Source organism: Herbaspirillum sp. C7C8, assembly GCF_022627875.1.
Classification (GTDB): domain Bacteria; phylum Pseudomonadota; class Gammaproteobacteria; order Burkholderiales; family Burkholderiaceae_D; genus Herbaspirillum.
The window spans coordinates 13,536-39,396 of record NZ_JABXGG010000025.1 but is presented as its reverse complement, the minus strand read 5'-3'; the positions used below and the strand labels follow the sequence as shown (position 1 = coordinate 39,396).

Here is a 25,861-nt window from a genome sequence, read left to right as displayed (position 1 = left end):
CTTGCCGTGGCACCACCACGGCGCGTCGCTGCGCCTAGGCAGTCAACGCTTGGCGACCTCTCGCACTCGCAGATTAAGTGTGAACAGGCCCTGGGAAACGCCGGCAACATCAATACTGGAGACCCAGATGAACAAATTCACCCGCCGCCATTTCGCCATCGCCGCTCTGGCCTGTGCAGTCCTCCCCGGCGCCGCCATGGCGCAGACCCCGGCCAAGCCCAAGGTGGCGCTGGTCATGAAGTCGCTGGCCAACGAGTTCTTCCTCAACATGGAGAACGGCGCCCGCGAATACCAGAAGGCCAATGCCAGCAAGTTCGACCTGATCGCCAATGGCATCAAGGACGAACAGGACACTGCCAACCAGATCAAGATCGTCGAGCAGATGATCGTCTCCAAGGTCAATGCCCTGGTGATCGCGCCGGCTGACTCCAAGGCTCTGGTGCCGGTGGTCAAGAAGGCCATCGACGCCGGCATCATCGTGGTCAACATCGACAACAAGCTGGACGACGCCGCCCTGAAGGAAAAGGGCATCACCGTGCCGTTCGTGGGCCCCGACAACCGCAAGGGCGCCAAGCTGGCCGGCGACTACCTGGGCAAGAAGCTGCAGAAGGGTGACAAGGTCGCCATCATCGAAGGCGTCTCCACCACCTTCAACGCACAGCAGCGCACCCTGGGCTTCCAGGATGCCATGAAGGATGTCGGCGCCAACGTGGTCACGGTGCAGTCCGGCCAGTGGGAAATCGACCAGGGCAACAAGGTCGCTGCCTCGATCCTGAACGCTCATCCGGACATCAAGGCCATCCTGGCCGGCAATGACAACATGGCGCTGGGTGCCGTGGCCGCCATCCGCGCCGCCGGCAAGACCGGCAAGGTGCTGCTGGTGGGCTACGACAACATCAACGCCATCAAGCCGATGTTGAAGGATGGCCGCGTGCTGGCCACCGTCGACCAGTTCGCCCAGCAGCAAGCCGTCTTCGGCATCGAGACCGCCCTCAAGGCGATCGCCGAGAAGAAGCCGCAAAGCGCCCTGGGTGGCGTGGTCGAGACCAAGGTCTCGCTGGTCACCAAGTAATACCGACGCCTCGCGCGTCTTCCTTGCAAGGTACCTGCGCCCGTGACCGGGCGCAGGGCTTTGCCTCTCCCTCCTTGTGCGCTACAGAACCATGCAGCCCAACGACTCCCCCTCCCAAGGCTCGCCCCTGCTGACATTGTCCGGCATCGGCAAGCGCTACGCCGCACCGGTGCTCGATGGCATCGACCTGGATCTGCATCCGGGCCAGGTGCTGGCACTGACCGGCGAAAACGGCGCAGGCAAGAGTACGCTCTCCAAGATCATCTGCGGTCTGGTCGACGCCAGCGCCGGTCGCATGACGCTGGACGGCATGCCCTATGAACCGGTCTCGCGCACTCAGGCTGAATCCCTCGGCATCCGCATGGTGATGCAGGAACTGAACCTGATTCCCACACTGTCGATTGCCGAAAACCTGTTTCTGGAAAAATTGCCGCGCCGTTTCGGCTGGATCGACCGCAAGAAGCTGGCCGAGTCCGCCCGCGCCCAGATGGAAGTGGTGGGGCTGGGCGAGCTGGACCCCTGGACCCCGGTCGGTGATCTGGGCCTGGGCCATCAGCAGATGGTCGAGATCGCGCGCAACCTGATTGGCAGCTGTCGCTGCCTGATCCTGGACGAACCCACGGCCATGCTGACCAATCGCGAGGTGGAACTGCTGTTCTCCCGCATCGAGCGTCTGCGCGCCGAAGGTGTGGCCATCATCTACATTTCGCACCGACTGGAAGAGTTGAAGCGCATCGCCGACCGCATCGTGGTCCTGCGCGATGGCAAGCTGGTCTGCAATGACGACATCGGCCGTTATTCCACCGAACAACTGGTGCAACTGATGGCCGGTGAATTGACCAAGGTCGATCTGGATGCCGGACATCGGCGCATCGGCGCCCCTGTGCTGCGTATCCGCGGCCTGGGTCGCGCCCCCGTCGTGCAGCCGGCCAGCCTGGCGCTGCATGCCGGTGAAGTGCTGGGCATTGCCGGCCTGATCGGTTCCGGTCGCACCGAATTGCTGCGTCTTATCTTCGGTGCCGATCGTGCCGATCAAGGTGAAATCTTGATCGGCGACAGCCAGCAGCCTGCGCGCATTCGCAGTCCCAGGGATGCGGTCAAGGCTGGCATCGCCATGGTCACCGAGGACCGTAAAGGGCAGGGCCTGCTGCTGCCGCAAGCCATCAGCGTCAATACCTCGCTGGCCAATCTGGGCAGCGTGAGCCGCGTCGGCATGCTTGATCACGCGAGCGAGAGCAGCGTGGCGCAAGACTATGTGAAGAAACTGCGCATCCGCAGCGGCAGCGTGGCGCAAGCCGCGGGAGAACTGTCGGGCGGCAACCAGCAGAAGGTGGTGATCGCCCGCTGGCTGTACCGCGATTGCCCCATCATGCTGTTCGACGAACCCACGCGCGGCATCGACATCGGCGCCAAGTCCGATATCTACCGCCTCTTTGCCGAACTGGCCGCACAAGGCAAGGGCCTGCTGGTGGTCTCCAGCGACCTGCGCGAGCTCATGCAGATCTGTGACCGCATCGCCGTCATGAGCGCTGGCCGCATTGCCGACACCTTCAGTCGGGATGACTGGTCGCAGGAGCGCATTCTTGCGGCTGCCTTCAGTGGTTACGTGGGCCGCCAGGAAGCCGTCGCGACGGCGCACGTGGCCGGCAATACCGCCTGAGCGGCCGGCACCCTCGGCCCGACTATCAACTGCCAAGAATCAACGAGACAGATGCAAACCTCTTCCTCTACCCCCGCCGTCAGCCGGCAAGCGGCCTATCTGGCCGGTTTCAAGAATTACCTGGGCCTGATCGCAGCGCTCCTGGCCATGTGCGTGATGTTCGCCTTCCTGAGCGAGAACTTCCTCAGTGCGGCGACCTTCATTACGCTGTCCAATGACATCCCGCCACTGGTGGTCATGTCGGTGGGCATGACCTTCATCCTCATCATCGGTGGCATCGACCTGTCGGTGGGCTCGGTAATGGCGCTGGCAGCCTCCATGCTGTCCATGGCCATGGTGCGCTGGGGCTGGCCGTTGTATGCTGCCGCGCCCCTGGGTGTGGTGGTGGCTGCGCTGTGCGGCACGCTCACCGGCATGGTCTCGGTGCACTGGCGCATTCCTTCCTTCATCGTCTCGCTGGGTGTGCTGGAAATCGCACGCGGCCTGGCCTACCAGGTCACCAATTCGCGCACCGAATACATCGGCAGCGCCGTGGACGTGGTCAGCTCGCCCATTCTGTTGGGCATGTCGCCGGCCTTCCTGGCGGCCATTGCCATCGTCATCATCGCCCAACTGGTGCTGACCCGCACCGTGCTGGGCCGCTACTGGATCGGCATCGGCACCAATGAAGAAGCGGTGCGCCTGTCCGGTGTGAACCCCAATCCCAGCAAGATCCTGGCCTTTGCCCTGATGGGCGCGCTGGCGGGTATCGCGGCGCTGTTCCAGGTGTCGCGCCTGGAAGCGGCCGATCCCAACGGCGGCGTGGGCATGGAACTGCAGGTGATTGCTGCCGTGGTCATTGGCGGCACCAGCCTGATGGGCGGTCGTGGTTCGGTGGTCAGCACCTTCATCGGCGTGCTCATCATCTCGGTGCTGGAAGCCGGCCTGGCCCAGGTCGGCGTGAGCGAACCGATGAAGCGCATCATCACTGGCGCCGTCATCGTGGTGGCCGTGATCCTGGATACCTATCGCCGTCGCGGTCAACGCCACGCACGCTAAGCGAAACCGCCATGGCCACCATCAAGGATGTCGCCAGGCTGGCCGGGGTGTCCTACACCACGGTTTCGCATGTGCTCAACCAGACGCGCCCGGTCAGCAGCGACGCCCGTGAGCGCGTACTGGCCGCGGTCAAGGAACTGGACTACGTGCCCAGTGCCCTGGCGCGCTCGCTGCGCAGCAAGGTCACGGGCAGTATCGGCCTGATCATTCCCAACAACACCAATCCGTACTTCTCGGAGCTGGCGCGCGGGATCGAAGATCACTGCTACGGGGCCGGCTACAGCGTCATCCTCTGCAATTCCGACGATGATCCGGACAAGCAGCGCGACTATCTGCAGGTCTTGCAGACCAAGCGCTGCGATGGACTCATCATCGCCACCTTGAACCAGGCCGACCTCAACCCGACCGGCAAGCTGGATATTCCGACGGTACTGCTGGACCGGGCACCCAAGGAGCTCGATATTGATCTGGTCAGCACCGACAACGCCCTCGGCGGCAGCCTGGCGGCAAGTCATCTGCTGGAGTTGCAGTGCCGTCACGTAGCCTGCATTGCCGGACCGGATGGCCTGGAACTGTCGGACGAACGGGTGGAAGGTTTCCGCCGGACCTTGCAGTCGGGCGGACTGGCGCTGGCCGACAGCGACCTGCTGCATGCGGACTTCAGCGGCATCGGCGGCTACCAGGCGGCCATGCAGCTGCTGCAAGGCCGCCCGCGCAGTGCACGTCCGGACGCCATCTTCTGCTGCAACGACATGATGGCCATCGGCGTGCTGCGCGCGGCGGGTGAATTGCAGATCGACGTGCCGGGCGAATTGTCGGTGGTGGGCTTCGACGATATCGAACTGGCCCAGTTTGTCCATCCGCCGCTGACCACGGTGGCACAGAATACCCGCAAGCTGGGCAACCTGACGGCGCAGTTCCTGCTGGAACGCATCGCCGATCCTGCTCTGCCGGCGCGGCGCGAGACGGTGGCGCCACAGCTCCAGCTGCGCGGCTCGACGGCCCCACGTCGGAAAACCCCCTGAACACGGCATCACGCAACAGAACACCAGAGAGCACAAGAGAGTACACATGATCGTCATCATCGGCAGCGTCAACATGGACCTGGTCCTGCGCGTTCCGCGCATGCCCTTGCCGGGCGAAACCCTGGCCGGCGACAAATTCATGACCATCCCCGGCGGCAAGGGTGCCAATCAGGCTGTGGCCTGCGCCCGACTGTCCGCGCCCGGTACGGCCGTGGCCATGGTGGCCTGCGTGGGGGAGGATGCCTTCGGTCAGCAGATGCGCCAGTCGATTACCGCCTGCGGCATCGATGACCGCTACATCGATGAGGTGGCCGGTGAAGCCACGGGCATCGCCTCCATCATGGTAGACGCCAACGCCCAGAACAGCATCGTCATCGCCGCCGGCGCCAATGGCCGCCTGGACGTGGAGCGCATCGAACGCGCCCGACCCTTGATCGAACAGGCATCCATCGTCCTGCTGCAACTGGAAGTGCCGATGGCCACCGTCATCCACAGCATCGAACTGGCGCATGCCCTGGGCAAGATCGTGGTGCTCAATCCGGCACCGGCGCAGTCCCTGCCACGTGAACTGCTGCAGAAGATCGACTACCTGATCTTGAACGAGATCGAAGTCGCCATGCTGGCCGAGGAACAGTCCGACGACATTGCCTTGCTGGCGCACAAGTTGCACGACCTGGGCGCGCGCAATGTGGTGGTGACGCTGGGCGAAAAGGGGGTCTACGGTTCCTTCGCCGACGGCCGGCAGCGGCATCTGCCGGCGCGCAAGGTACAGGCGGTCGATACCACCGCAGCCGGCGACACCTTCATCGGCGGTTTCATCGGTGCCATCGCACAAGGTCGCGACCAGTTCGATGCGATTGCCTATGCCCAGGCGGCGGCCGCCCTGAGCGTGACCCGCGTGGGCGCCCAGACCTCCATTCCCCTGCGCGACGAAGTCGTGCTCTGATCGCTTTCCATTCTCATTGCCATGAAAAAGACAGCTTTGCTCAACGCCGCCATTTCCCAGGTCATCGCCACCATGGGGCATGGCGATACCCTGGTCATCGGTGATGTCGGCCTGCCGGCACCAGCGGGTGTACCGGTGATCGATCTCGCCGTGACCCGCGGCGTGCCCGACTTCATGACGGTGCTCACCACGGTGCTCACGGAATTGCAGGTCGAATTCCACATCGTGGCCGATGAGATGCAGAGCGTCAGCCCGGCACTGGCCGCACAGATCGCCGCGCTGGACCTGCCACAAGCGCGCAGCATGTCGCACGAGGCTTTCAAGCAGGCTACCGCGCGCGCCAAAGCTCATATCCGCACCGGTGAATGCACGCCTTATGCCAACATCATCCTGGGCGCCGGCGTAGTGTTCTGAACAAATAAGTGACAAGAAAACACATTGATACAACTAGTTGTGTGATGACTTTGCGACACTTGCTGAAATAGTGTGATGCAATAGTTGTGCGATGAGTTTCCTTGGCGCATCATGCGGGCTCCAGAATAAAAAATGCAGTGGGGTTCGCATCCCTGTTCGATAACAAGAAGCTGGATCTTCGAGGACTGGAAGAGACAGACAATAAATGAACAGCATAGGGAAGCAGCATGTTTGGATATTTCGGGAATCTCAAGGTCGGCGCGCGCCTGGCGATCGTATTTGCCTTCATCGTGGCACTGCTGGCGGTGGTGAGCGTGACCGCCTTCATCAAGATCAACAACATCAATCGCGCGATCGACCAGATCGTCAATGACCGTTACCTGAAGGTGCGCTGGGCGTTCGATCTGCGCGATGGCGTCAATGAGCAGATCAAGTACCTGCGCGGCATGGCCATCGATATCGGCAACCCGGCCGGCAATGAAAAGCGCATCGGCCAGCTCGACGGTGCCGTTCGCGCCAGCAAGGAAGCCCTCGACAAGATCACGGCGCGCCAGGTCACTGCGGTCGGCCAGAAGAAGGCCAAGGTGCTCGACGATGCACGGCAGGTCTTCGATGCCAGTCGGGAGCAGTTTCTGGCCCTGATCCGGGCGGGTCAGGGGAGTGCGGCAGACGAATTCGTCTTGCGCAAGATTACCGACAGCCAGAACAAGTACCTTTCTCTGGCCACGGCCTTTGCCGATTCGCAGGACAGCCAGTTGCGCGCCGAAGGTGCGAAGGCCGTCGCTGACGGCGCGCTGGCAATCCAGGTGACCCTGGCCTGCTCGGTGGCTGCCGTACTGGCCGCCATCCTGCTGGGGTATTTGATGGCACGCTCTATCATCAAGCCGCTCAACGAGGCCGTCCGTGTGGCCGAAAATGTCGCTGCCGGTGACCTGACCACGCGCATCGAACCCCATTCCAGAGACGAGACGGGCCAGTTGATGGCGGCCTTGCGCAAGATGAACGACAACCTGGTCGATATCGTCACTGGTGTGCGACGCAGTACCGACTCCATCGCCACCGCCTCGGGAGAAATCGCCAGCGGCAACATGGATCTGTCGTCCCGCACCGAGCAGCAGGCGGGATCGCTGGAAGAAACCGCCTCGGCCATGGAGGAGATGACCTCAACCGTACGCCAGAACGCCGACAACGCCCGTCAGGCCAACCAGCTGGCGGCCACCGCCTCGCAGGTAGCCTTGCAGGGAGGTGAAATCGTCGGCCGGGTGGTGACCACCATGGAGGAAATCAATCAGTCTTCCCGCAAGATCGTCGACATCATCGGCGTCATCGACGGCATCGCCTTCCAGACCAACATCCTGGCCTTGAATGCAGCTGTGGAGGCGGCTCGTGCTGGCGAGCAGGGGCGTGGCTTTGCGGTCGTGGCCTCCGAAGTGCGCTCGCTGGCGCAGCGTTCGGCGGCGGCAGCCAAGGAAATCAAGGGTCTCATCAGCGACTCCGTGGCCAAGGTCGAGGGCGGCAGCCTGCTGGTGGCTGAAGCGGGCCATACCATGGAGCAGGTGGTCAGCAGCGTTCGCAGCGTCACCGACATCGTCGGCGAGATCTCGGCCGCCAGCGTCGAGCAGAGTACCGGGATCGAGGAAATCAACCGGGCGGTCGGCCAGATGGATCAAAGCACCCAGCAAAACGCCGCCCTGGTCGAACAGGCCGCCGCGGCAGCGGGAGCCTTGCAGGAGCAGGCGGCCACGCTGGCCTCGGCGATCAGCATTTTCAGGCTGGCACAAACTGCCACGGTATCCGTGGCGGCACCGGCCAAACCGGCAGTGCTGGCCCGTTCGACTGTGGCGACCCGGAAAGCTGCGACGGTCCCCGTTCTGCGCAGACCGGCAGTGGCGGCGCCCGCGTCTGCCCCTGCCCCTGCCAGCAAGGCCGCCGTACGCGCTGACGAAGATCTCTGGGAAACCTTCTGAGCCGCTGCGTCCGGCACGCTCTTGCCCGGCTGCCGCTATTCCGACAGGGAGGCGGCGCAATCTCCTATAGCCGTGGCCGGCCCGCCAGCTGATACTGTTGCGTTTGCAGGGCAGGAATCAGTCGATGCAAAGCGACCACGGGGAAGGGAGACATGCGAGCAGGCGGACAGACGGCAAGGATGACGAGGAGGGTCGGCAGGTTCCTGACCTGGGTGGCCCTGGCGCTGCTGGCATTGATGGTCATGCTGGCACTGCTCATTGCCCTGTTCGACTGGAACCTGGCCAAGCCCTGGATCACGCGTGAGCTTTCTTCCGTGCTGGCGCGCGAGATCCGGGTCGATGGCCCCATCACGCTGGGCTGGTCGCTGGCCCCCGCGCACAGGGACGGCAGCAGTCGCTGGCTGCCGCAACTGCATTTCACCGCGCGCGAACTGCACATCGGCAATCCCGATTGGGCCCGCAGTGCGGACCACCTCCTGCGGGCCCGCACGCTGGACTTGCACTTTTCTCCCTTGCCCTTGCTGCGCTGGCATTGGCACATCAGCGACCTGCGCGTGGAGGGACTGGATCTGGTCATGGAGCGCGTCGATGAACGCCACAAGAGCTGGCGCTTTTCCGACCAGCCGCGTTCGCGCTGGAGTTTCGACATACAGCAGATCGTCTTCGAGCGCGCGCTGATCCGTTACGTGGACCAGCCGCTGGACATGGATCTGCGCTTCGATGCCCGGCCCCTGGTCAGCCCGACCAATCAGTCAGCAGAACTGCGCCAGGCGGAAGGTGAGCAGCGCCTCGCGCCGGCCGACCCGTCCGCGCCGGTCATGCAGGCGGCCGTCACCGGCCGCTTTGGCCAGGCCAGCATCCGGGCCAATCTGCGCGGCGGCGCCTTGCCTGATCTGCTCAACGAAGACAGCGTCTATCCCTTGCAGGCCGAGGGCGAGGTGGGTGAAGTCCACGCGGTGCTCTCGGGCAAACTCATCAACCCTCATCAATTGAGTCGAGCAGAACTGCAGCTGCGGCTCAACGGCGATAGCCTCGATCGTCTCTACGCCGCCAGCGGCGTGCCGCTTCCCGCCACGCGACCCTTCAGTACCGAAGGCGCGCTCACCATCACCCGCCTCAATCCTGACACCCGCGCCTGGGACTGGCACTATGCCCACTTCACCGGCAAGGTCGGCGACAGCGATTTTTCCGGGGATGCCCACTACTATCGGGGCCCGCCCAAGAACCGCCTGCGCGTGACGGCGCAAGCCAAGCTCCTGCGCCTGTCGGACTACCTGCCCGATGTAGGGAAGAAATCCGCCGGGCATCCATACAAGTCCGACGCACGGGTATTGCCCGAACAGCAGGCCAAGCCACAGCGCTGGGCCAAGCTGGATGCTGAGATCGGCCTGCATGCAGAGCGGCTGCAGCTGCATCCGGACATTGCCCTGCAGGACGCCAGCACCACGCTGCGCCTGCAGGACCAGGTGCTGACGGCCGCGCCACTGCGCTTTGCGCTGGCTGGCGGCAAGGGAGAGGGCGAGATCAGTCTGGATGGGCGTCAGTCTGATATCGGGGGCAAGCTGCAACTGCAATTGCAGGGGGTGCAGGTGCGTGAGCTGTTCCCGCGCCTGGCCCGCTTCGATGCCAGCTTCGGCAAGGTCGATGGCCGGGCCGATCTGAGCGGTAGCGGCAATTCGGTCGCGGCCATGCTGGCGCATGCCAACGGCGAGATCAAGGCCGATCTCAGCCAGGGCACCATCAGTCAATTCATCCTGGAGGCAGCGGGGCTGAACCTGGCCAACGCAGTGTTCGCCAAGCTGTATCGCGACCAGCAGGTCAAGCTGCTGTGTGGCGCCGCCGATATCCGCATCAAGGATGGTCTGGCAGAGGTGCGCCACGGCATTCTCAACACCGAGGATGCCGCCATCGATATCCGTGGCCAGGTCGATCTGGGCCGGGAGACCCTGTCCCTCGACGTGGTCCCGCGCACCAAGCAGCTTCGCATCCTGTCGCTGCGCACGCCCTTGTATGTACGTGGCACATTCGCAAAACCGGACATCGGTGCCAGCAAGCAAGCCCTGGCAGCGCGGGCCGGTGCCGCCGCCGCCCTGGCGCTGGTGGCACCGGTGGCGGCGGTGATTCCGCTCATTACGCCGGGACAGAAGATCCCCGACGACTGCGCCCCCCGCGCGGCCGCAGCACCCTCTTGAACTGGTACGGGCAGGATTATTTCAGCGCGGCGGGAGCGTTTTGCAGGAAGTGACAGTCATAGAAGCCAATCAACAAGACAGAGCGTGCCCGCCCACATGCGCGGTCATGGCAGGGGGGAGTCGTCAGGGAAGCTGACCTCAGGGTCGGTGATTCCATCAAGATGCCGACAAGCTCTACCGTGATCACGCAGCCGTGTTGGCGGAGGACGCTCAATCAGACCGGTGCGACGAGGAAGGGCGTTATCTTGGATCAGCAAGCAGCAATGGAAGGCAATTCTCCCCTGAGCAGAGCGTATCGACACGCCTTGCTGGAGGCGATCGATGACGGTTTCTGCATCATCGAATTCATCGATGGTCCGCATGGGCCGCTCAGTGACTATGTGCACATCGAAGCCAACTCGGGTTATTACCGGCATACCGGTATTGAGGGCATCGTTGGCAAGCGCCTGCGGGAAATCGAACCGGACAATGCCCAGGTCTGGCTGGATGTCTATGGCCAGGTCCTGCTGACAGGCCAGCCGCTGCGTTTCGAACAGGAATTCCAGGCCGTGGGCCGCCACATCGAAGTCTCGGCCACCCGAGCGGGCCCGGTGGAGATGCGCCAGGTCTCGGTATTGTTCCGTGACATTACCGCACGCCGCCGCACCGAAGCCGCCCTGCGAGAAAACGTTCAGCGTGTGCAGCTGGCCATGGAAGCGGGGGCGATCATTGGTACCTGGATCTGGGATATCCCTTCGGATCGTTTCAACGTGGATGAGGGCTTTGCAGCGGCCTTCGGCGTGCCGCCGGAAAAGGGCCTGACCGGTCTGAAACTGGACGACCTCATGCAGTCGGTCCATCCGGATGACCGCGAGTTGCTTTCCACCCGCATCCGCGAAGCCCTGGCACGTGGTGGTGCCTATGCCCACCAATACCGCACCCGCCGGCGCGATGGCCGTTACTACTGGCTGGAAGCCAATGGCCGGGTGGAACTGATGCCGGATGGCCAGGCCAGCACCTTCCCGGGCGTACTGATCGACATCGAGGGGCGGCGTGCGGTGGAAGCCGAACGCGACCGTGCCCTGGCCGCGCTGCGCGCCCTCAACGACACCCTCGAACAACGCGTGCAGGAGCGCACCACTGCCTTGCTGGAAGCCGAGGAAGCCCTGCGTCAGGCGCAGAAGATGGAGGCCGTGGGGCAGCTCACCGGCGGGCTGGCGCATGACTTCAACAACATCCTGGCCGGCATCAGCGGCAGTCTTGAATTGATGAAAGTGCGGCTGGCCCAAGGCCGCATTTCCGACATCGAGCGCCACCTCAATGGTGCGCAGTCCGCCGTCAAGCGCGCGGCGGCCTTGACGCAACGGCTGCTGGCCTTCTCGCGGCGGCAGACGCTCGATCCCAAGTCGGCCGATCTGAACCGGATCGTGGCCGACATGCACGAGCTGATCGGCCGCAGCGTCGGCCCGGCCATCACGGTCGAAACCATCGCCGCCGGCGGTCTCTGGAATACCTTCGTCGACATTGGTCAACTTGAGAATGCCTTGCTCAACCTGTGCATCAATGCCCGCGACGCCATGCCGCATGGCGGGCGGCTGACCATCGAGACCGCCAACCGCTGGCTCGACGACATCGCCGCCATGCAGCGCGGTGTGGCACCGGGGCAATACGTGTCGCTGTGCGTGAGTGATACCGGCACCGGCATGTCGCCGGACGTGGTAGCGCGCGCCTTCGATCCTTTCTTCACCACCAAGCCGACCGGGCAGGGCACGGGGCTGGGGCTGTCGATGGTGTATGGTTTTGCCGGCCAGTCTGGCGGCGCCGTACGCATCTACTCCGAGCTGGGGCAGGGCGCCACCTTGTGCATCTATCTTCCGCGTTACGTGGGCCAGGCCGGGGACGACGATCTGCCGCTGCCCGAGGACAGCAGTGCTGCGGCTGCGCCTGGCAGCAAGACCATCCTGGTAGTCGATGATGAACCGCTGGTGCGCATGGTGACGGTGGAGGTCCTGAGCGACCTGGGATACAGCGTCATGGAGGCCGAAGATGGCCCCTCGGCCTTGCGCGTATTGGCCGCCTATCCCGAGCTGGATTTGCTGGTCACCGATGTGGGGCTCCCCAACGGCATGAACGGTCGACAACTGGCCGATGCCATCCGTGCGCCACGTCCGGAATTACCCGTCTTGTTCGTGACCGGCTATGCCGAGAATGCGGTGCTCAATCATGGGCATCTTGAGCGCGGCATGCAGGTGCTGACCAAGCCGTTTGCGGCCGATGTGCTGGCGCGCAGGGTGAAGGAACTGATCGGGGACGATGGCGCTGCACCGCACTGATTGCCCCTCACGGCAAGACCGCCTCCGACGGGTGTTGGTACGGCTGGCACAACAAAATGGTCAGCCATTAAAAAATGATCTAAATAATTTCGAAACATGAAGGCTTGTTCTCTCTATTGAGAGGCGGGCTTCTCATTCTTGAGCAATCATCGGCACTCTGTCATCGTTGGTCTGATGTGCGCCAGCGTCGTCCCGGGGCAGAGTCGTCGGAAAGGCTGCGCTGGCGTCACCTCCGTCATTGCGGACTCAGCACCTCTGATCCATGCAAACAGCTCAGATGATGCAGATCGCATGAAGGAGGGGTTATGGGTCCTGATCGTGTTTGGACTGCTGGCGGTGTTGAGCATCGGGTTCGCGTCCGTGTGCCATGTCGTGATTGACAATCCCGAATTGGTAGACATCCTCCCGGACTTTTGCCGCACTGGCAGGACGACTTTGACACCCGGCTATCAGACGGCCTTGGCTACCGTCATCGCTACAAGCTGGCACTGACGCTGCATTCTGCGGCATTCCCTCTGCATTTCGTCGCATCCCGCTATCGTCCTGCCAGCGGCCTCAGCAGAATCGCTCCACCGATTCGCTGAAAGCCTGCCATGTCCCTCACACCCCTCATTGCACTCCACCTGAGCGTCGCGCTCGCTGCCGTCGTCATGGGCCCCTTCGCCTTCTGGGCCCGGCTGGGCCGCACGGCGCGGCCACGATGGCACCGTATCCTGGGCTATGCCTGGTTCAGCTGCATGGCCATCACGGTCCTGTCGGCACTCTTCATCCGTTCGCATGACCTGCCCAACATCGCGGGATACACGCCGCTGCATCTGCTGGTGCCAGCTACGACTTTCCTGCTCTACCGTGGGCTCTCGGCGGTGCTGCGCGGCGATATCGCGCTGCATCGGCGCACCATGCAGCGGGTCTACATCGGAGCCTGCCTGGTGGCAGGCGCGTTCACCTTGCTGCCGTCACGCTATCTGGGTCAGCTGCTGTGGGGACAATGGCTGGGTTGGCTGTAGGCCACCACAGGCCCTAGACTGCAGCGCCAAAGAAAGACCCGATGGCGGCCGTACAGCCCATGGCCAGCGAGCTCCACAGACTCACGCGCAAAGCACCCTTCCACAGATTGGCACCGCCTGTTTTGGCGGCGACCGCGCCCAGTACCGCCAGCGACAGCAGGGCCGCGATCACAATGGCGGGCAACAGGCTGGCCGCCGGCGCCAGCAGCACCACCGCCAGCGGCAAGGCCGCACCGGCCGCAAAGCTCAAGGCCGACACCACGGCCGCCTGCACTGGCCGCGCCGCCGTGGTTTCGGAAATGCCCAGCTCATCACGCGCATGCGCATCCAGCGCATCGTGGGCCATCAACTGGGTAGCGACCTGATGCGCGGTTTCCTGGTTCAGCCCCCGCCGCATGTAGATGCCCATCAGCTCCCGATGCTCGCCTTCCGGATCGGTCGCCAGTTCCTCGCGCTCCTGGCTCAGGGCCGCATGCTCGCTGTCGGCCTGCGAATGGACGGATACGTATTCTCCGGTGGCCATCGACATGGCCCCCGCCACCAGCCCGGCTACGCCGGTGAGAAGTACGTTCTCATGCGATGCACTGGCCGCCACCACGCCCACCAGCAGGCTGGCAGTGGAGACAATGCCGTCGTTGGCGCCGAGGACGGCGGCACGCAGCCAGGAGATGGCGTCGACCTTGTGATGTTCGAGATGGAATTTGGCCATGGCACTTCAATTGCGAGGTTGCAGAATGGCGCAGATTCTAGGGCCGCGCTGACGCAAAGGCCACGACAATTAGCGAAAATGAGGGCAATTCGTATTTGCCCGGCAGCCATTGTGGCGGGGGCGGGCCGGATTCGCTTTGCAGCCATCGCCCATTGCGGTCACGGTCCATGGCCATTCCTGGTGAAATTTCTTCATATTCCAACCGGGCAGAGGCGGCAAATGCCGCTATTGACGGCATCCGCCTGCATCCAGCTTCATTTCGCCCTGAAACCCTCGATCCGGCCGAACAGCAGCATGCCCGCCAGCATGGCCAGCACGAATGTCAGCCCCTTGCCCGACGCCATACCCAGCAAGACCAGCGCCGGTCCCGGGCAAATGCCGGCGATACCCCAGCCGACACCGAAGAGCAGGCTGCCCAGCACCAACCGACGGTCGATCGTGCGCGTGGCAGGCAACTGCATGGGGGCATCCAGCCAGGCGCGTGAGCGGCGGCGCGCCAAGGTGAAGGCGGGCATGCCGATGGCGATGGCGCCGGCCATCACCAGGGCCAGCGAGGGATCCCAATGACCCGCCAGGTCCAGAAAACCCAATACCTTGGCCGGATCGGCCATGCCGGAGACGATCAGACCCAGGCCAAACAACAGACCCGCGACCAGCGCGGCCAACATGCGCAGGAAATTCATGGCAGCGCTCCTTGCAGATCCAGTACGTGACGCAGCAGATAGACGCTCAGGAAACCGGCGCCCATGAAGCAGGCCGTGGCCACCGCCGAGCGCGGCGACAGGCGCGACAGCCCACACACGCCATGACCGCTGGTGCAGCCGGCGCCGTAGCGGGTACCTACGCCGACCAGCAAGCCGGCCAGAATGATTTCCGCATAGCCGGCATCAATGCGCAGGGCGGGCAGGGCGTGTATGAGCGCATACAGGACCGGTGCCAGCAGCAAGCCCAGTACGAACAGCAGGCGCCAGGCACGGTCCGCTGCCTGCGGTGGCAGCAGCCCCGCCACGATGCCGCTGATCCCGGCGATGCGGCCATTGCACAGGACCAGCACGCTCGCGGCCAGTCCGATCAGCAGGCCACCGCCCAAGGCGGCAGCAGGGGTGAAGCTATTCCAGGCAATCTCCATGGTCATTCCTTCGGGCAATAAAGTTGATACATCAGGCCCAGCATCTCCAGCAGCCTGGGATCGGCGACACGGTAATACACGCGCTTGCCTTCCCGCCGCGTACTGACCACGCCTTCATTGCGCAAGACACCGAGTTGCTGCGACAGGGTGGGCTGGCGGATGTCGAGTGCTTCCTCCAGCTCGCTCACGCACATTTCGGTTTGCGAGAGCTGGCACATCAGCAGCAGCCGGTCTTCATTGGCGAGCACCTTGAGCGCAGCCACGGCCTGGCCGGCGGCACGGCGCATCTGCTCGGCTTGCAGCGGGGAAGAGGTGGTCATAGGATTCAATATGCTTTTTAATAATATATTGAAATGTATAATATATGGACCGCATGGCAATTGCAAGCCTAAGCACAAGCGCAAGTGAAGAAAAAGGGAAAAGGTCGGGCGGCCAGTGAGCGCGGCTCAGGATGCGGCGTGCAGCAGGTCGATCAGGTGCCGGCTGGCCTGCTTGGCGGCGGCCATGGCTTCTTCGGCAAAGGCAAAAGGAGCATCCTCACCGCAGAATTGCAGCTTGCCGTTGATGTAGAGATCCCAGGTCCAGCCGCTGCCGGTGTCACTCGGACACTTGAGCTCTATTCTGACCAGCTCGTCGCGATACCTGAAAAGTGCCTTCCTCATCCTGCCCGCCGGGTTTCTTATGGTGAAGCAGCAAGCTCGACAGCACTTGCTCCTGAGTTGCCAAAGTGTACGCCATTACCAGCTTGTCAATAATGGCATTAGATTGCATATAGTCGCTACTATGCTTTCCATTCTACCCATTAGTAACATTTATTGCTGAGCGGTAACCGGCGGGCGGCCAGGCATGCCCGAGATGTTCAGGCAGGCTCAGGCCGAATGCGGGCCGCCGGCCAGGAGCCGGTCCAGCAATTCGTCGTAGTGATGATGGGGGGTGGTGATGGCGAAGAAGCTTTCCACCAGCTCGCTGGTCAGGCCGGCTACCACCAGGGTGCCATTGCGCAACTCGTCCTGTACCACGACCTCGGGCAGCACCGTGAGCCAGCCGCTGTCACGGGCGATCAGACGCAGCATGGCCATGTCATCGACCTCGGCGCGCATGCGCGGGCGCACATCGTTGGAAATGCACAGCGCATCGAACTGCATGCGCAAGGCGTGGCGCGGACCGGGCAGAGCCATGTCGACCCCTTCCAGATCCTGCGGAATACGCAGGCTGCGGGCTTCCCAGCGATGCGCCGGCCCCACCACCGAGACCGCCTGGCTGCCCAGGAAGCGGCAGTGCAGCGGCCGGTCGGGATCGGAGGGGACGGTTTCGTTGGCCAGCACCACATCAAGCTGGTGCTGCATGAGTCGTTCCAGCAAGCCCTCCAGCAAGCCCGACTCCAGCGTCAGGGAGACCGAGGGATCCGAGAGCATGGGCCGGATCCAGTTTTCCTGATAGTTACGCGACAGCGTGGCCACGCTGCCCACCCGCAGACGCGTTACGCCGGCCGAGCGCCCCTCCAGCCGGCCCAGCATTTCCTGGCTGAGGCCAAAGATGTTGTCGGCATAGTTGAACACCAACTGCCCGGTATCGGTCAAGCTCAGGCGGCGACCTTCACGGATGAAGAGATCTTCATCCAACTGCTTCTCCAGCTGCCGAATCTGGGCCGATACGGCCGACTGTGAAGTATGAAGCTCTTCCGCCGCGCGGGTGAGATGGCCGAGCTTGGCAACCCGCCAGAAATAGCGCAGATGATGAAAGTTAAGCTGTTCTAGGCGCATCGTTCTTATTTATGAATGAATTTGTTCTAATAAATGTAATTTACAGAACGATCGATGGCAAGCATCATGATGGCATTCCAATTCATGAGGTTGCTTGTCATGACGACCATCCCGCTGATCTCCTGCAGTGCCTGGGCACCGCCCGCACTGACGATGGCCGCCGCCCTGGTGCTGGGCCTGTCCCGGCTGGCGCCGCCACGCGTCTGGACGCTGTTCCGGTTGCTGTCCCTGCTGGCCTTGCTGTCGGCCTTGTTCAATCTGGTGGCGGGCCGCGCTGGCGCGCCCTGGCCGGGCGTATTGCACCCGACCACGCTGGGGCTGGTGCTGGCCCTGCTGGTGCAGGGACTGGGCACGGTGATCGGCAGCTTCTCCGCGCGCTATCTGCAAGGCGAGCAGGGGCAGCGTCAATATGCCGCCGCCCTGGCGCTGGTGCTCACGGCCGTGCACCTGCTGCTGCTGGCCGATCACTGGGTGGTGCTCATCGCCGCCTGGGCAGTGGTCGGCCTGGCCTTGCAACGCTTGCTGTGTTTCTATCCGGACCGTCCGTTTGCACGGCTGGCCTCCTACAAGAAGAGCATTGCCGACCGTATCGCCGACTGCCTGCTGATCGCCGCCGCTGCACTGGCCTGGGTGAGCGTGGGCAGCGGCTCGTTCTCGGACTTGTGGCTGTACCTGGACCAGCACGGCATGTCGAGCGCCTTGCAGATGAGCGCACTGTGCCTGACCCTGGCGGTGATCCTGCGCACGGCTTTGCTGCCGGTGCACGGCTGGCTGATCCAGGTGATGGAGGCGCCCACCCCGGTGTCGGCCTTGCTGCATGCGGGCGTGGTCAACCTGGGCGGATTCGTGCTGGTGCGCTTTGCCCCCCTGCTGGAGCAGGCCGTCGCCGCGCGCGCCGTGCTGCTCATCGTTAGCGCCGGCACCGTTCTGTTGGCCGGGCTGGTGATGCTCACCCGCATCAGTATCAAGGTCAAGCTGGCCTGGTCGACCGTGGCGCAGATGGGATTCATGTTGCTGGAATGCGCGGCCGGCCTGTACCTGTTCGCTGCGTTGCACCTGATCGGTCACTCGCTCTACAAGGCGCATGCCTTTCTGTCGGCTTCCTCGGTGGTGCGGGAGACCCGCCTGTCGGCCCTTTACAGCGCCGCGACTCCGTCGGCCTGGAGCGTGATCCTGGCACCCGTGGTCAGTATCGCCCTGGTGCTGGGCCTGCACAGCTTGAGCCCGCATGCCGCCTGGCCGTGGTGGTGGAGCGGCATTCTCGGGCTGGCCTGGGCGCCGCTGCTGTGGTGCTCCACGGCCAAGGGCAGTGGCCGGGTGCGCGGCTGGCTGCTGGGCCTGCTGGGGGCCGCCGGGCTCACCCTGGCCGCGCTGCTGGCCCACCTGCTGCCGCTGCATATCAACGATTACCCGCGCGCCGTGTTTGGCGTGACGGCGCTGCTGGCGATGCTGGCCCTGTATGTCTGCATGGGTCTGTTGCAACTGGCGCCGCAGGCCATGGCTGCCTGGCGCCGCCGCAGCTACGCCGGCTTCTATCTGGATGAAGCCTACACCCGGCTGGCCTTGCAACTCTGGCCCTCCAACTGGGCACCCAGCGCCCGCCGGGCCGCCACCGGGCAACAAGTGAACAATCTTGCCAGCGATGGCCGTGGCCAGGGCTGAACCCGACTCACCGGAGAATCTGCATGAACCAATTTGTCCAACATCGCCAGCCGCAGGCCACCATGCCGGTCGCCGCCTGGAACGCTGAACTGGAGCAGCAGCTGCAGCAAGCCTGCCAGGATGCCTGCGGCGCCATCGCTCCGGCCTGGCCGCTGGATCGCGCCATTGCGGTCAATCCGCACTGGTCACGGGTCGGCATGCCGCTGCGCCAGGTGGCGGCGCGCATGGCGCTGCTGGGCGGCATCCAGGTGTTTCCGCCGAAGGATCAACTGCAGCAGGCCTGGGACCAGCGCCGTGTCACGCAGGCCGACCTGGAGTACGCGCTGGCGCAGTCCGTCGAGGCCCAGGAGCGTGGCTTCGACGTCGCCCACTGTCTTGCCGTACTGGCCTCGGCCAGCCCGGCGCCACGCCTGCCGCTGCTCATCGATGTGCTGGACAACGACCCCCAGCGCCATACCCGGCTCTCCTGGCGGCAGGCCATCACGCACCAGGTCAGCCAGACCTGCGCCGCCTATTTCGACCGCCACCAGGCCGACTGGCAGCCCGAGCGCGGCATGGGCCTGTACGCCTTCTGGCGCGAGACGCTGGAGCACGACCACGGTATCGGCCTGCTCATGGGCCTGCCGCATATTGCCGAGGGCATCCGTACCTTGCCTGCCTGTGCACGCGAGGCCGAACGGTGGGTCATGCGGCACATGGACCTGCCACCCGAGGTCTGGGCCGATTACCTGGAGTCGGTACTGCTGACTGTCAATGGCTGGGCCTCCTGGTGTGCCTACCTGGGCTGGCAGGCCAAACTGGAAGGCGGCAGCGACGAGCACCTGCGTGAGCTGCTGGCCATTCGCATGGCGTGGGGCGCCTTGCTGCTGGAGTGCAAGGATGATGAAGCCGCCAGCCACGCCTTCCATACCGTACAGCAGGCCTGGGCACGTTCGCAGGAACGGCTGGAGCAGGTTCGCCAGGATCTGCTGGTCGATGAACTGTGGCAGGTCGCGCTGGAGGCCGGCTACCAGCGCAAGCTGGCGGCCGCCTTGCTACAGCAGGATGCCGGCAGCACGCCCACGGTGGAGGTGCAGGCCGCCTTCTGCATCGACGTGCGCAGCGAACCCTTGCGGCGGGCACTGGAGGCCGTGCATCCGGGCATGCAGACGCTGGGCTTTGCCGGTTTCTTTGGCCTGCCGGTGGCCTATACGCCGCTGGCGACCGAGGCCAGTCGCCCGCAGTTGCCGGGCCTGCTGGCTCCGGCCTATCAGGTGCAGGATGTGTTCATGCCGGCCGCTGCAACCGCCGACGGCGGCGTGCTGGCCAGCGCCGTGGCACGGGCGCGGCGCAAGACGCTGGCCTTCAGAGAGCAGTGGTCGGGCAACACACGCTGGCCGGGTTCGGCGTTTTCGTTCGTGGAGGTGGCGGGTGTGACGGCGCTGGGCGGCTTGTGGCAATGGCTGCGACCGGGTCAGGCCGAGCGTGCGCGCGATGATCTGGCCGGGCTGCCGGCGCGGTATCGCGACCTGTGCCGGCCGCAACTGGTCGGCGTCCCGCTGGAAGACAAGGTGGCGCTGGCCGCCCGCGTCCTGCACGCCATGGGACTGGACCGCCAGGTGGCGCCGCTGGTCCTGCTGGTCGGACATGGCAGCCAGTCGGCCAACAACGCCCACGCGGCGGCGCTGGATTGCGGGGCCTGCTGTGGCCAGACCGGCGAAGTCAACGCGCGCACGCTGGCGCAACTGCTCAACGAGCACGACGTGCGACGCGGCCTGCTGGAGCGGCAGATCTTCCTGCCTGAAGAGAGCCATTTCCTGGCCGTCCTGCACAACACCACCACCGACGAAATCGAAGCCTTCGATCTGGACCTGCTGCCGACGGCCGCGCGGTCACGCTGGCAAGCCCTGCAACCGGTGCTTGCCGAGGCCGGTGATCGTGTGCGCCGTGAACGTGCGCTGCGCCTGGGCATGGATCCGACCCAAGCCGCACCGGTCCTGCTCAAGCAATTGCGTCGCCGCGCCAATGACGGCGCCCAGACGCGTCCCGAGTGGGGCCTGACCGGCAACGCCGCCTTCCTGATCGCGCCGCGCGCGCGCAGCCGTGGCCTGGATCTGGGCGGACGTTGCTTCCTGCACGACTACGATGCCAGCCAGGATCACGACGGCAGCGTACTGGAGCTGCTGATGACCGCACCCATGCTGGTGACCCACTGGATCAACTGGCAGTACCACGCCTCCACCAGCGACCCGCTGCGCCTGGGAAGTGGCAACAAGCTGCTGCACAACGTGGTGGGCGGCACCATCGGCGTGTTCGAGGGCAATGGCGGAGATTTGCGCATCGGCCTGTCGCGTCAGTCCCTGCATGATGGTCAGCAGTGGATACATGAGCCGCTGCGCCTGACCGTGGTGATCGATGCCCCGGCCGACGCCATCGACGCCATCGTCACCCGCCATGCCATCGTGCGGCAGTTGCTGGAGCACGGCTGGCTGCACCTCTGGCGCTTTGGCCAAGAGGGCCTGGAGCAGTGGCGGCGCGAGGGCTGGAAATCAATTGCTTTGTGAAACTTCTGGTATCGTTGGCGAGATGATGTAGCATGGATGCCGTTTTGCAATTCATGATTGCCGGAGAGAGAATGATTCCCATACTCCCAGCCTCCCAAGCCAACCCGGGAGAGGACGCTGCGCGCCGCTCCTGCGAGGGTTGCTCGGAGGAGGGCACGCTGGACATCGAATTCGAGTATGCCTATCAGCCCATCGTGCGCCTGTCCACGCGCTCGGTGTACGCATACGAAGCGCTGGTGCGCGGCCCCCAGGGGGAGCCCGCCCATACCGTACTGGCCCAGGTCAACGACGGCAATCGCTATCGTTTCGACCAGGCTTGCCGCACCAAGGCCGTGGAGGGGGCGGCGCAGCTGGGCATGACGCAGTTCCTGTCGATCAACTTCCTGCCCAATGCGGTCTATCGTCCGGAAGTCTGTATCCAGAGCACCTTCAAGGCGGCGCGCAAACATGATTTTCCGATCGAACGCATCATCTTCGAGGTGACCGAAGGCGAGCGGGTGGATGACCGTCCGCATCTGGTGAATATCTTCAAGGAATACAGCCGCTTCGGTTTTCGCACTGCCATCGACGATTTCGGTGCCGGTTATGCGGGCCTGAACCTGCTGGCCGAATACCAGCCCGATCTGATCAAGATCGACATGGACCTGGTCCGCAACATTGATACCGACAAGCCGCGCCAGGCCATCGTGGCCGGCATTGCCGCCATCTGTCGTGAGCTCGACATCGAGATCCTGGCCGAGGGCGTGGAGACCCGTGCCGAACGCGATCATCTGGCGGCACTGGGAATCGACCTGATGCAGGGGTACTGGTTTGCCAGACCGGCGTTCCAGTCGCTGGGGATCGTGCCTGAGACGGCCTGGGAATGACTTCTCCAGACCGGCGCCGGCAGTATTGAAGCAAAACGGCCTCCCATGTGGGAGGCCGTTTTTTCTCTTAGTCGGGGAATCGCACCAGTCGCTTGGCGTCCTTGGGTGTCTGGTATTGCGCGACATTCATCTGCATGGCCAGCAGCGTGTAGTAGGCATTGATGCCGGTGAGATCGACCACGCCTTTTTTGCCGAAGCGTTTTTCGGCGCGGGCAAAGGTCTGGTCGGAAACACGCTTGTTGCGATGCAGTTCGAGCGAAAAGTCATAGACGATCTGCTCATCCTCGCTCAGGCCTTCCGGACGGCGGCCGTCGGCGATGGCGGCGGCCACTTCCGGCTTGATACCGGCCTTGATGGCGATGGGATAGTGCACGTACCACTCGTAATCCTGGGTCCATTCGCGCGCCGTGATCAGAATCACCAGCTCGCTGAGGGTGTTGCCGATGGCCGACTTGTAACGCAGATAGTCTCCCATGGAGCGCGCCTCTGTCATCACCTGGGGACTGTGCATCAGGGGTTCGAAGGGGCCGAACACAGGCACCTTGCGCGCAGCGAGGAATTCATCGGCGGCTTTTTTCTGTTCCGGCGTGTACTGGTCGGGCGGAATCACCGGCAGGCGGTCCGCAGCCTGGGCTACGGCGGCCGACAACAAGGTGGAGGCAAGGGCAATGCGCAGGAATCGGTTCATGAAGGTCTCTGTCTCTGAATATTGATCTGTTTATGGGTGCCGTCGATGGCGCTGGCGGCCATGGATGCGGCGGTCCCAGCATAGGCGAGCTTGCGCGGAATGTCTTGCCAACTCTTCATTTGAGAGTGCGCGAGTGTGAATGTCATACAACATCGGCAGGCGCTTGCCGATTTCACTCCCATCATCAGGCAGGGGAGAGTCGATGGTGTTGGCCGTGCGGCGCGGCTACAATCTCTGCCCGGCAAACAAGCAATGAGACCTTCTCGATGAAAAACCACGCCGTACTCCCGTGGCTGGCCCTGCTGCTGGCGCTGGGTGGCTGCGCCACCGAAGCCTATCGCGCCACGGAGAGCCAGTGCGCTCCGGCGGCCTATGCGCAGTACCCGATCATCCAGCAGACCCGTATGGAGATGCGGACCCGCGCCATCCAGGTGCCGACCGGACAGACCCGCTGCAGCTCGGTGGTCAACGGCAATCGCACCGATACGGTATGCCAGGACATCCTGCGCACCGAGTATCAGCAATATCCTGTCTACGTGACAGTCGACATCAATGAATATGGCCGCAACCAGGTCATTGTCGCCTGCGCGCGCAGCCAATGCGTCAAGACGCACGGCAATCCGGACTGCGAGTAAGTCTTTCCGCGCGTCTTGCGTTGACGCGGGCTGATCCTATGGCCGCTCAGTCTCATCTGCTGTGCCCAATGTGGCGGGCTGCTCCGGCAGCAGGCGTTCCAGCATGGCGCGGTGGTAGGGGTCTTGCGATTCCACATAGCGTGCCGCCGAATGAATGTTTTTCCATCCCACGTACTCCATGAGGGCGCGCATCTCCCAGCCGTTGGCGCTGGCCCAGCTGGCAAAGCCGCGGCGCAGTGAGTGCGAGCTGTAGAGATGGGCATCGTCAATGCCGGCCGAACTCAGGATCCGCCGCAATAGCGGAATGATGCTCACCGCATGGATCGCCTCTTCGCTGATGCGGCCCCAGCGATCGATGCCGCGGATCACCGGCCCGCTGCTCAGGCCGCTGACTGCCAGCCAGTCCAGATAGGCCGCCACCGGACACAGCCGCGAGAGCGCCGGCGTCTTGTAGGTGCTGCCCTTGAGGTTGCGGTCGGTCTTGGTGCGCGGCAGGTGAATGCGCATGCCTTCGCCTGCAACGGCCTCGATGCGGGCAATATCCAGGCGCGCCAGTTCGTCGCTGCGAAAGCCCCGCCAGAATCCGATCAGCAGCAGGGCCTTGTCCCGCTTTTCCTGCGTCGGGTGCAGCTCCTGGATGCCGCGCAGCATCTTGCGCACCACGGGCACCTTGGTCGGATCGGGAAACCCCTGGTCTACATGCCACTGCCCCAGTGCCGAGATCCTCTGCTTGAGGGTGTTGTGCGACAGTTTTCCGGCGTGGTGAGCCAGGTAACGCAAGAGACTGTCGGCCGTGGCCGGCAGGAAGCCTCCCCATTCGACTTCGAAGTGACGCACGGCGGCGCGATAGCTGCGGCGCGTGTTGTCACGGGTGGCAGCGTGCAGGTAGTCGTCAATATCGATCATGACAAGGGCGCAATGAAGGGGCATTACAGCCCGATGAGAGGATCTCGGGCGATTTTAGCCGATAAGATTGAATAATGATCTAATATTCAATCTTAATATTAAAAAGATAATCCAGGAAAAATCCTTGAATATATTATGTAATTACGTATTATGTAATACATTATCAAATAACGGATTGGAACCATGGCACGCACCGGCCTCTACAAATCGGAAGTGAAGAAAGCCCGTGATGCCTTGCTGGCACTAGGCCGTCATCCGTCGGTGGATGCGGTGCGGGTGGAACTGGGCAATACCGGTTCCAAGACGACCATCCACAAATACCTGAAAGAACTGGAAGAAGAAGAGGGTGGCCAGGACCGGCCGCGCAGCATCAGCGACACCTTGCAGGATCTGGTCGGTCGCCTGGCGGCCCAGTTGCAGGCCGAAGCCGCGATCCAGGTACAGACCGTGCGCGCCGACGCCGAGGCGGCGACGACGCGGATGCGCCAGGAGCTGGAGACGCTGCGTGCGGCCCATGCCGAGCAGGGGTTGCGTCTGGGCCAGACGCAACAGGCCCTCATTGCCGAGCGCGCCGCGCATGACAAGACCCGTGAGGAGCGCCAGGAACAGGCGGCCGTTGTCCGCACGCTGGAGGTCCGTCTGGCCGCCTTGCAGGAACGTCTGGACGAGAACGAACAGCATCGCCAGTCGCTGGAAGAAAAGCACCAGCACGCACGCCAGGCCCTGGAGCACTACCGCAGTGCGGCCAGGGAGCAGCGCGAGCAGGATCAGCGGCGCCACGAACAACAACTCCAGAGCCTGCAGGCCGAGTTGCGCCAGTTGCGTCAGGAAGCGGTGATTCGCCAGGAGGACATCACCCGCCTGAACCAGGAAGGCGTGCGCCTGATCGCCGAGTTGTCGCACAGCCGCCAGGCGCTGGCTGAGCAGCTCACGCTGGCAGCGCGTCGGGAGCAGCAGCTGGACTCGCTGCAACAGGTCGCCTCGGCCAAACTCGTGCTCGAGGCGCAACTGGCTGCCAGAAACGAAGCCTTGACGCAGTTGCAGTGCCGTCTGGCCGAGGCGCAACAAGATGTCGCCATCGCACGCCAACAATGGCAGCAGGGTGAACGCGAACTGGCCGCGTTGCGCGCCAGGCTGGAGACACACGAGGCGCTCCTGCAGCAGTGGCGTACCCGAACCGACACGGAACCAATGCGAGAAGAAGAAAAGAATGAGCGCATAGCGCCAGGCGCTGTCGACCCTTGATTTTCCAGGGCAGGGTGGCCGACGCCACCTCAGGTGGAGCAACGATCATCGTTGCTTGCCGGGAGGCAGGACACTCAAGATC

General features: G+C 63.6%; 23 protein-coding genes. 15 read left to right on the top strand and 8 right to left on the bottom strand.

The features are described from left to right. Positions 1-127 precede the first annotated feature (127 nt). The 10 genes from HWE01_RS21215 (at position 128) to HWE01_RS21170 (ending at position 13,633) form a co-directional block, all read left to right on the top strand. Complete coding sequence (locus tag HWE01_RS21215) at positions 128-1,072, top strand: sugar ABC transporter substrate-binding protein (RefSeq protein WP_008328663.1); 945 nt, start codon at positions 128-130, stop codon at positions 1,070-1,072. Positions 1,073-1,163: 91 nt separating this feature from the next. After that, positions 1,164-2,732, top strand: a complete 1,569-nt coding sequence (locus HWE01_RS21210; RefSeq protein ID WP_241822804.1) for a sugar ABC transporter ATP-binding protein — start codon at positions 1,164-1,166, stop codon at positions 2,730-2,732. A 51-nt stretch (positions 2,733-2,783) separates the two neighbouring features. Then, positions 2,784-3,770 carry an ABC transporter permease gene (locus tag HWE01_RS21205; protein WP_008328675.1) on the top strand — a complete coding sequence of 329 codons (987 nt, stop codon included), beginning with the start codon at positions 2,784-2,786 and terminating at the stop codon, positions 3,768-3,770. An 11-nt stretch (positions 3,771-3,781) separates the two neighbouring features. Then, complete coding sequence (locus HWE01_RS21200; RefSeq protein WP_241822803.1) at positions 3,782-4,795, top strand: LacI family DNA-binding transcriptional regulator; 1,014 nt, start codon at positions 3,782-3,784, stop codon at positions 4,793-4,795. Between the two features lie 46 nt (positions 4,796-4,841). Continuing rightward, the gene (gene rbsK, locus HWE01_RS21195; protein WP_241822802.1) at positions 4,842-5,741 is read left to right on the top strand and encodes a ribokinase; all 900 of its coding nucleotides are present in this window, start codon (positions 4,842-4,844) and stop codon (positions 5,739-5,741) included. A 21-nt stretch (positions 5,742-5,762) separates the two neighbouring features. Then, a complete protein-coding gene (gene rbsD, locus HWE01_RS21190; protein ID WP_241822801.1) occupies positions 5,763-6,155 on the top strand; it encodes a D-ribose pyranase in 393 nt (130 codons plus the stop codon). A 227-nt stretch (positions 6,156-6,382) separates the two neighbouring features. Beyond that, on the top strand, positions 6,383-8,122 hold the full coding sequence (locus HWE01_RS21185) for a methyl-accepting chemotaxis protein (RefSeq protein ID WP_241822800.1): 1,740 nt from the start codon (positions 6,383-6,385) through the stop codon (positions 8,120-8,122). A 179-nt stretch (positions 8,123-8,301) separates the two neighbouring features. Then, entirely contained in the window at positions 8,302-10,314 is a 2,013-nt protein-coding gene (locus tag HWE01_RS21180; RefSeq protein ID WP_241822799.1) for an AsmA family protein, read from the top strand. A 263-nt stretch (positions 10,315-10,577) separates the two neighbouring features. Continuing rightward, the gene (locus HWE01_RS21175; protein ID WP_241822798.1) at positions 10,578-12,626 is read left to right on the top strand and encodes a response regulator; all 2,049 of its coding nucleotides are present in this window, start codon (positions 10,578-10,580) and stop codon (positions 12,624-12,626) included. A 593-nt stretch (positions 12,627-13,219) separates the two neighbouring features. After that, positions 13,220-13,633, top strand: a complete 414-nt coding sequence (locus tag HWE01_RS21170) for a DUF2306 domain-containing protein (protein ID WP_081486046.1) — start codon at positions 13,220-13,222, stop codon at positions 13,631-13,633. Positions 13,634-13,646: 13 nt separating this feature from the next. Here the strand turns inward: HWE01_RS21170 and HWE01_RS21165 are convergent, their stop codons facing one another. The 6 genes from HWE01_RS21165 to HWE01_RS21140 form a co-directional block, all read right to left on the bottom strand. Further along, complete coding sequence (locus HWE01_RS21165) at positions 13,647-14,342, bottom strand: VIT1/CCC1 transporter family protein (RefSeq protein WP_008328702.1); 696 nt, start codon at positions 14,340-14,342, stop codon at positions 13,647-13,649. Between the two features lie 254 nt (positions 14,343-14,596). Beyond that, positions 14,597-15,025, bottom strand: coding sequence for a YeeE/YedE family protein (locus HWE01_RS21160; RefSeq protein WP_241822797.1), 429 nt, complete (start codon positions 15,023-15,025; stop codon positions 14,597-14,599). Continuing rightward, positions 15,022-15,471, bottom strand: a complete 450-nt coding sequence (locus HWE01_RS21155; RefSeq protein ID WP_008328707.1) for a YeeE/YedE family protein — start codon at positions 15,469-15,471, stop codon at positions 15,022-15,024. Before HWE01_RS21155 ends, HWE01_RS21160 begins: the two co-directional genes overlap by 4 nt. A gap of 2 nt (positions 15,472-15,473) precedes the next feature. After that, positions 15,474-15,791: an ArsR/SmtB family transcription factor gene (locus HWE01_RS21150; RefSeq protein WP_008328717.1), complete on the bottom strand. Its 318-nt coding sequence runs from the start codon at positions 15,789-15,791 to the stop codon at positions 15,474-15,476. A gap of 126 nt (positions 15,792-15,917) precedes the next feature. Continuing rightward, a complete protein-coding gene (locus HWE01_RS21145; protein ID WP_008328720.1) occupies positions 15,918-16,133 on the bottom strand; it encodes a hypothetical protein in 216 nt (71 codons plus the stop codon). A 207-nt stretch (positions 16,134-16,340) separates the two neighbouring features. After that, on the bottom strand, positions 16,341-17,234 hold the full coding sequence (locus HWE01_RS21140; RefSeq protein ID WP_241822796.1) for a LysR family transcriptional regulator: 894 nt from the start codon (positions 17,232-17,234) through the stop codon (positions 16,341-16,343). 99 nt (positions 17,235-17,333) lie between these two features. On the opposite strand from HWE01_RS21140, the gene HWE01_RS21135 reads away from it, so the two are divergent. From HWE01_RS21135 to HWE01_RS21125, 3 genes are all read left to right on the top strand, one after another. Then, positions 17,334-18,896: an NADH-quinone oxidoreductase subunit L gene (locus HWE01_RS21135; RefSeq protein ID WP_241822795.1), complete on the top strand. Its 1,563-nt coding sequence runs from the start codon at positions 17,334-17,336 to the stop codon at positions 18,894-18,896. Between the two features lie 62 nt (positions 18,897-18,958). Next, entirely contained in the window at positions 18,959-21,439 is a 2,481-nt protein-coding gene (locus HWE01_RS21130) for a YbcC family protein (protein WP_241822805.1), read from the top strand. A 71-nt stretch (positions 21,440-21,510) separates the two neighbouring features. Continuing rightward, the gene (locus HWE01_RS21125; protein WP_241822794.1) at positions 21,511-22,305 is read left to right on the top strand and encodes an EAL domain-containing protein; all 795 of its coding nucleotides are present in this window, start codon (positions 21,511-21,513) and stop codon (positions 22,303-22,305) included. A gap of 67 nt (positions 22,306-22,372) precedes the next feature. On the opposite strand, the gene HWE01_RS21120 is transcribed toward HWE01_RS21125, so the two are convergent. Then, on the bottom strand, positions 22,373-22,993 hold the full coding sequence (locus tag HWE01_RS21120) for a carboxymuconolactone decarboxylase family protein (protein WP_008328726.1): 621 nt from the start codon (positions 22,991-22,993) through the stop codon (positions 22,373-22,375). Between the two features lie 266 nt (positions 22,994-23,259). Here HWE01_RS21120 and HWE01_RS21115 point away from each other — a divergent pair, with 266 nt between their 5' ends. Further along, complete coding sequence (locus tag HWE01_RS21115) at positions 23,260-23,628, top strand: hypothetical protein (RefSeq protein WP_241822793.1); 369 nt, start codon at positions 23,260-23,262, stop codon at positions 23,626-23,628. Positions 23,629-23,664: 36 nt separating this feature from the next. Here the strand turns inward: HWE01_RS21115 and HWE01_RS21110 are convergent, their stop codons facing one another. Further along, positions 23,665-24,534 (bottom strand): site-specific integrase, encoded by an 870-nt coding sequence (locus tag HWE01_RS21110; RefSeq protein WP_241822792.1) that lies wholly within the window; start codon positions 24,532-24,534, stop codon positions 23,665-23,667. Positions 24,535-24,717: 183 nt separating this feature from the next. Between HWE01_RS21110 and HWE01_RS21105 the strand changes: the two genes are divergently transcribed. Continuing rightward, the gene (locus HWE01_RS21105) at positions 24,718-25,779 is read left to right on the top strand and encodes a DNA-binding protein (RefSeq protein WP_241822791.1); all 1,062 of its coding nucleotides are present in this window, start codon (positions 24,718-24,720) and stop codon (positions 25,777-25,779) included. Positions 25,780-25,861 lie beyond the last annotated feature (82 nt).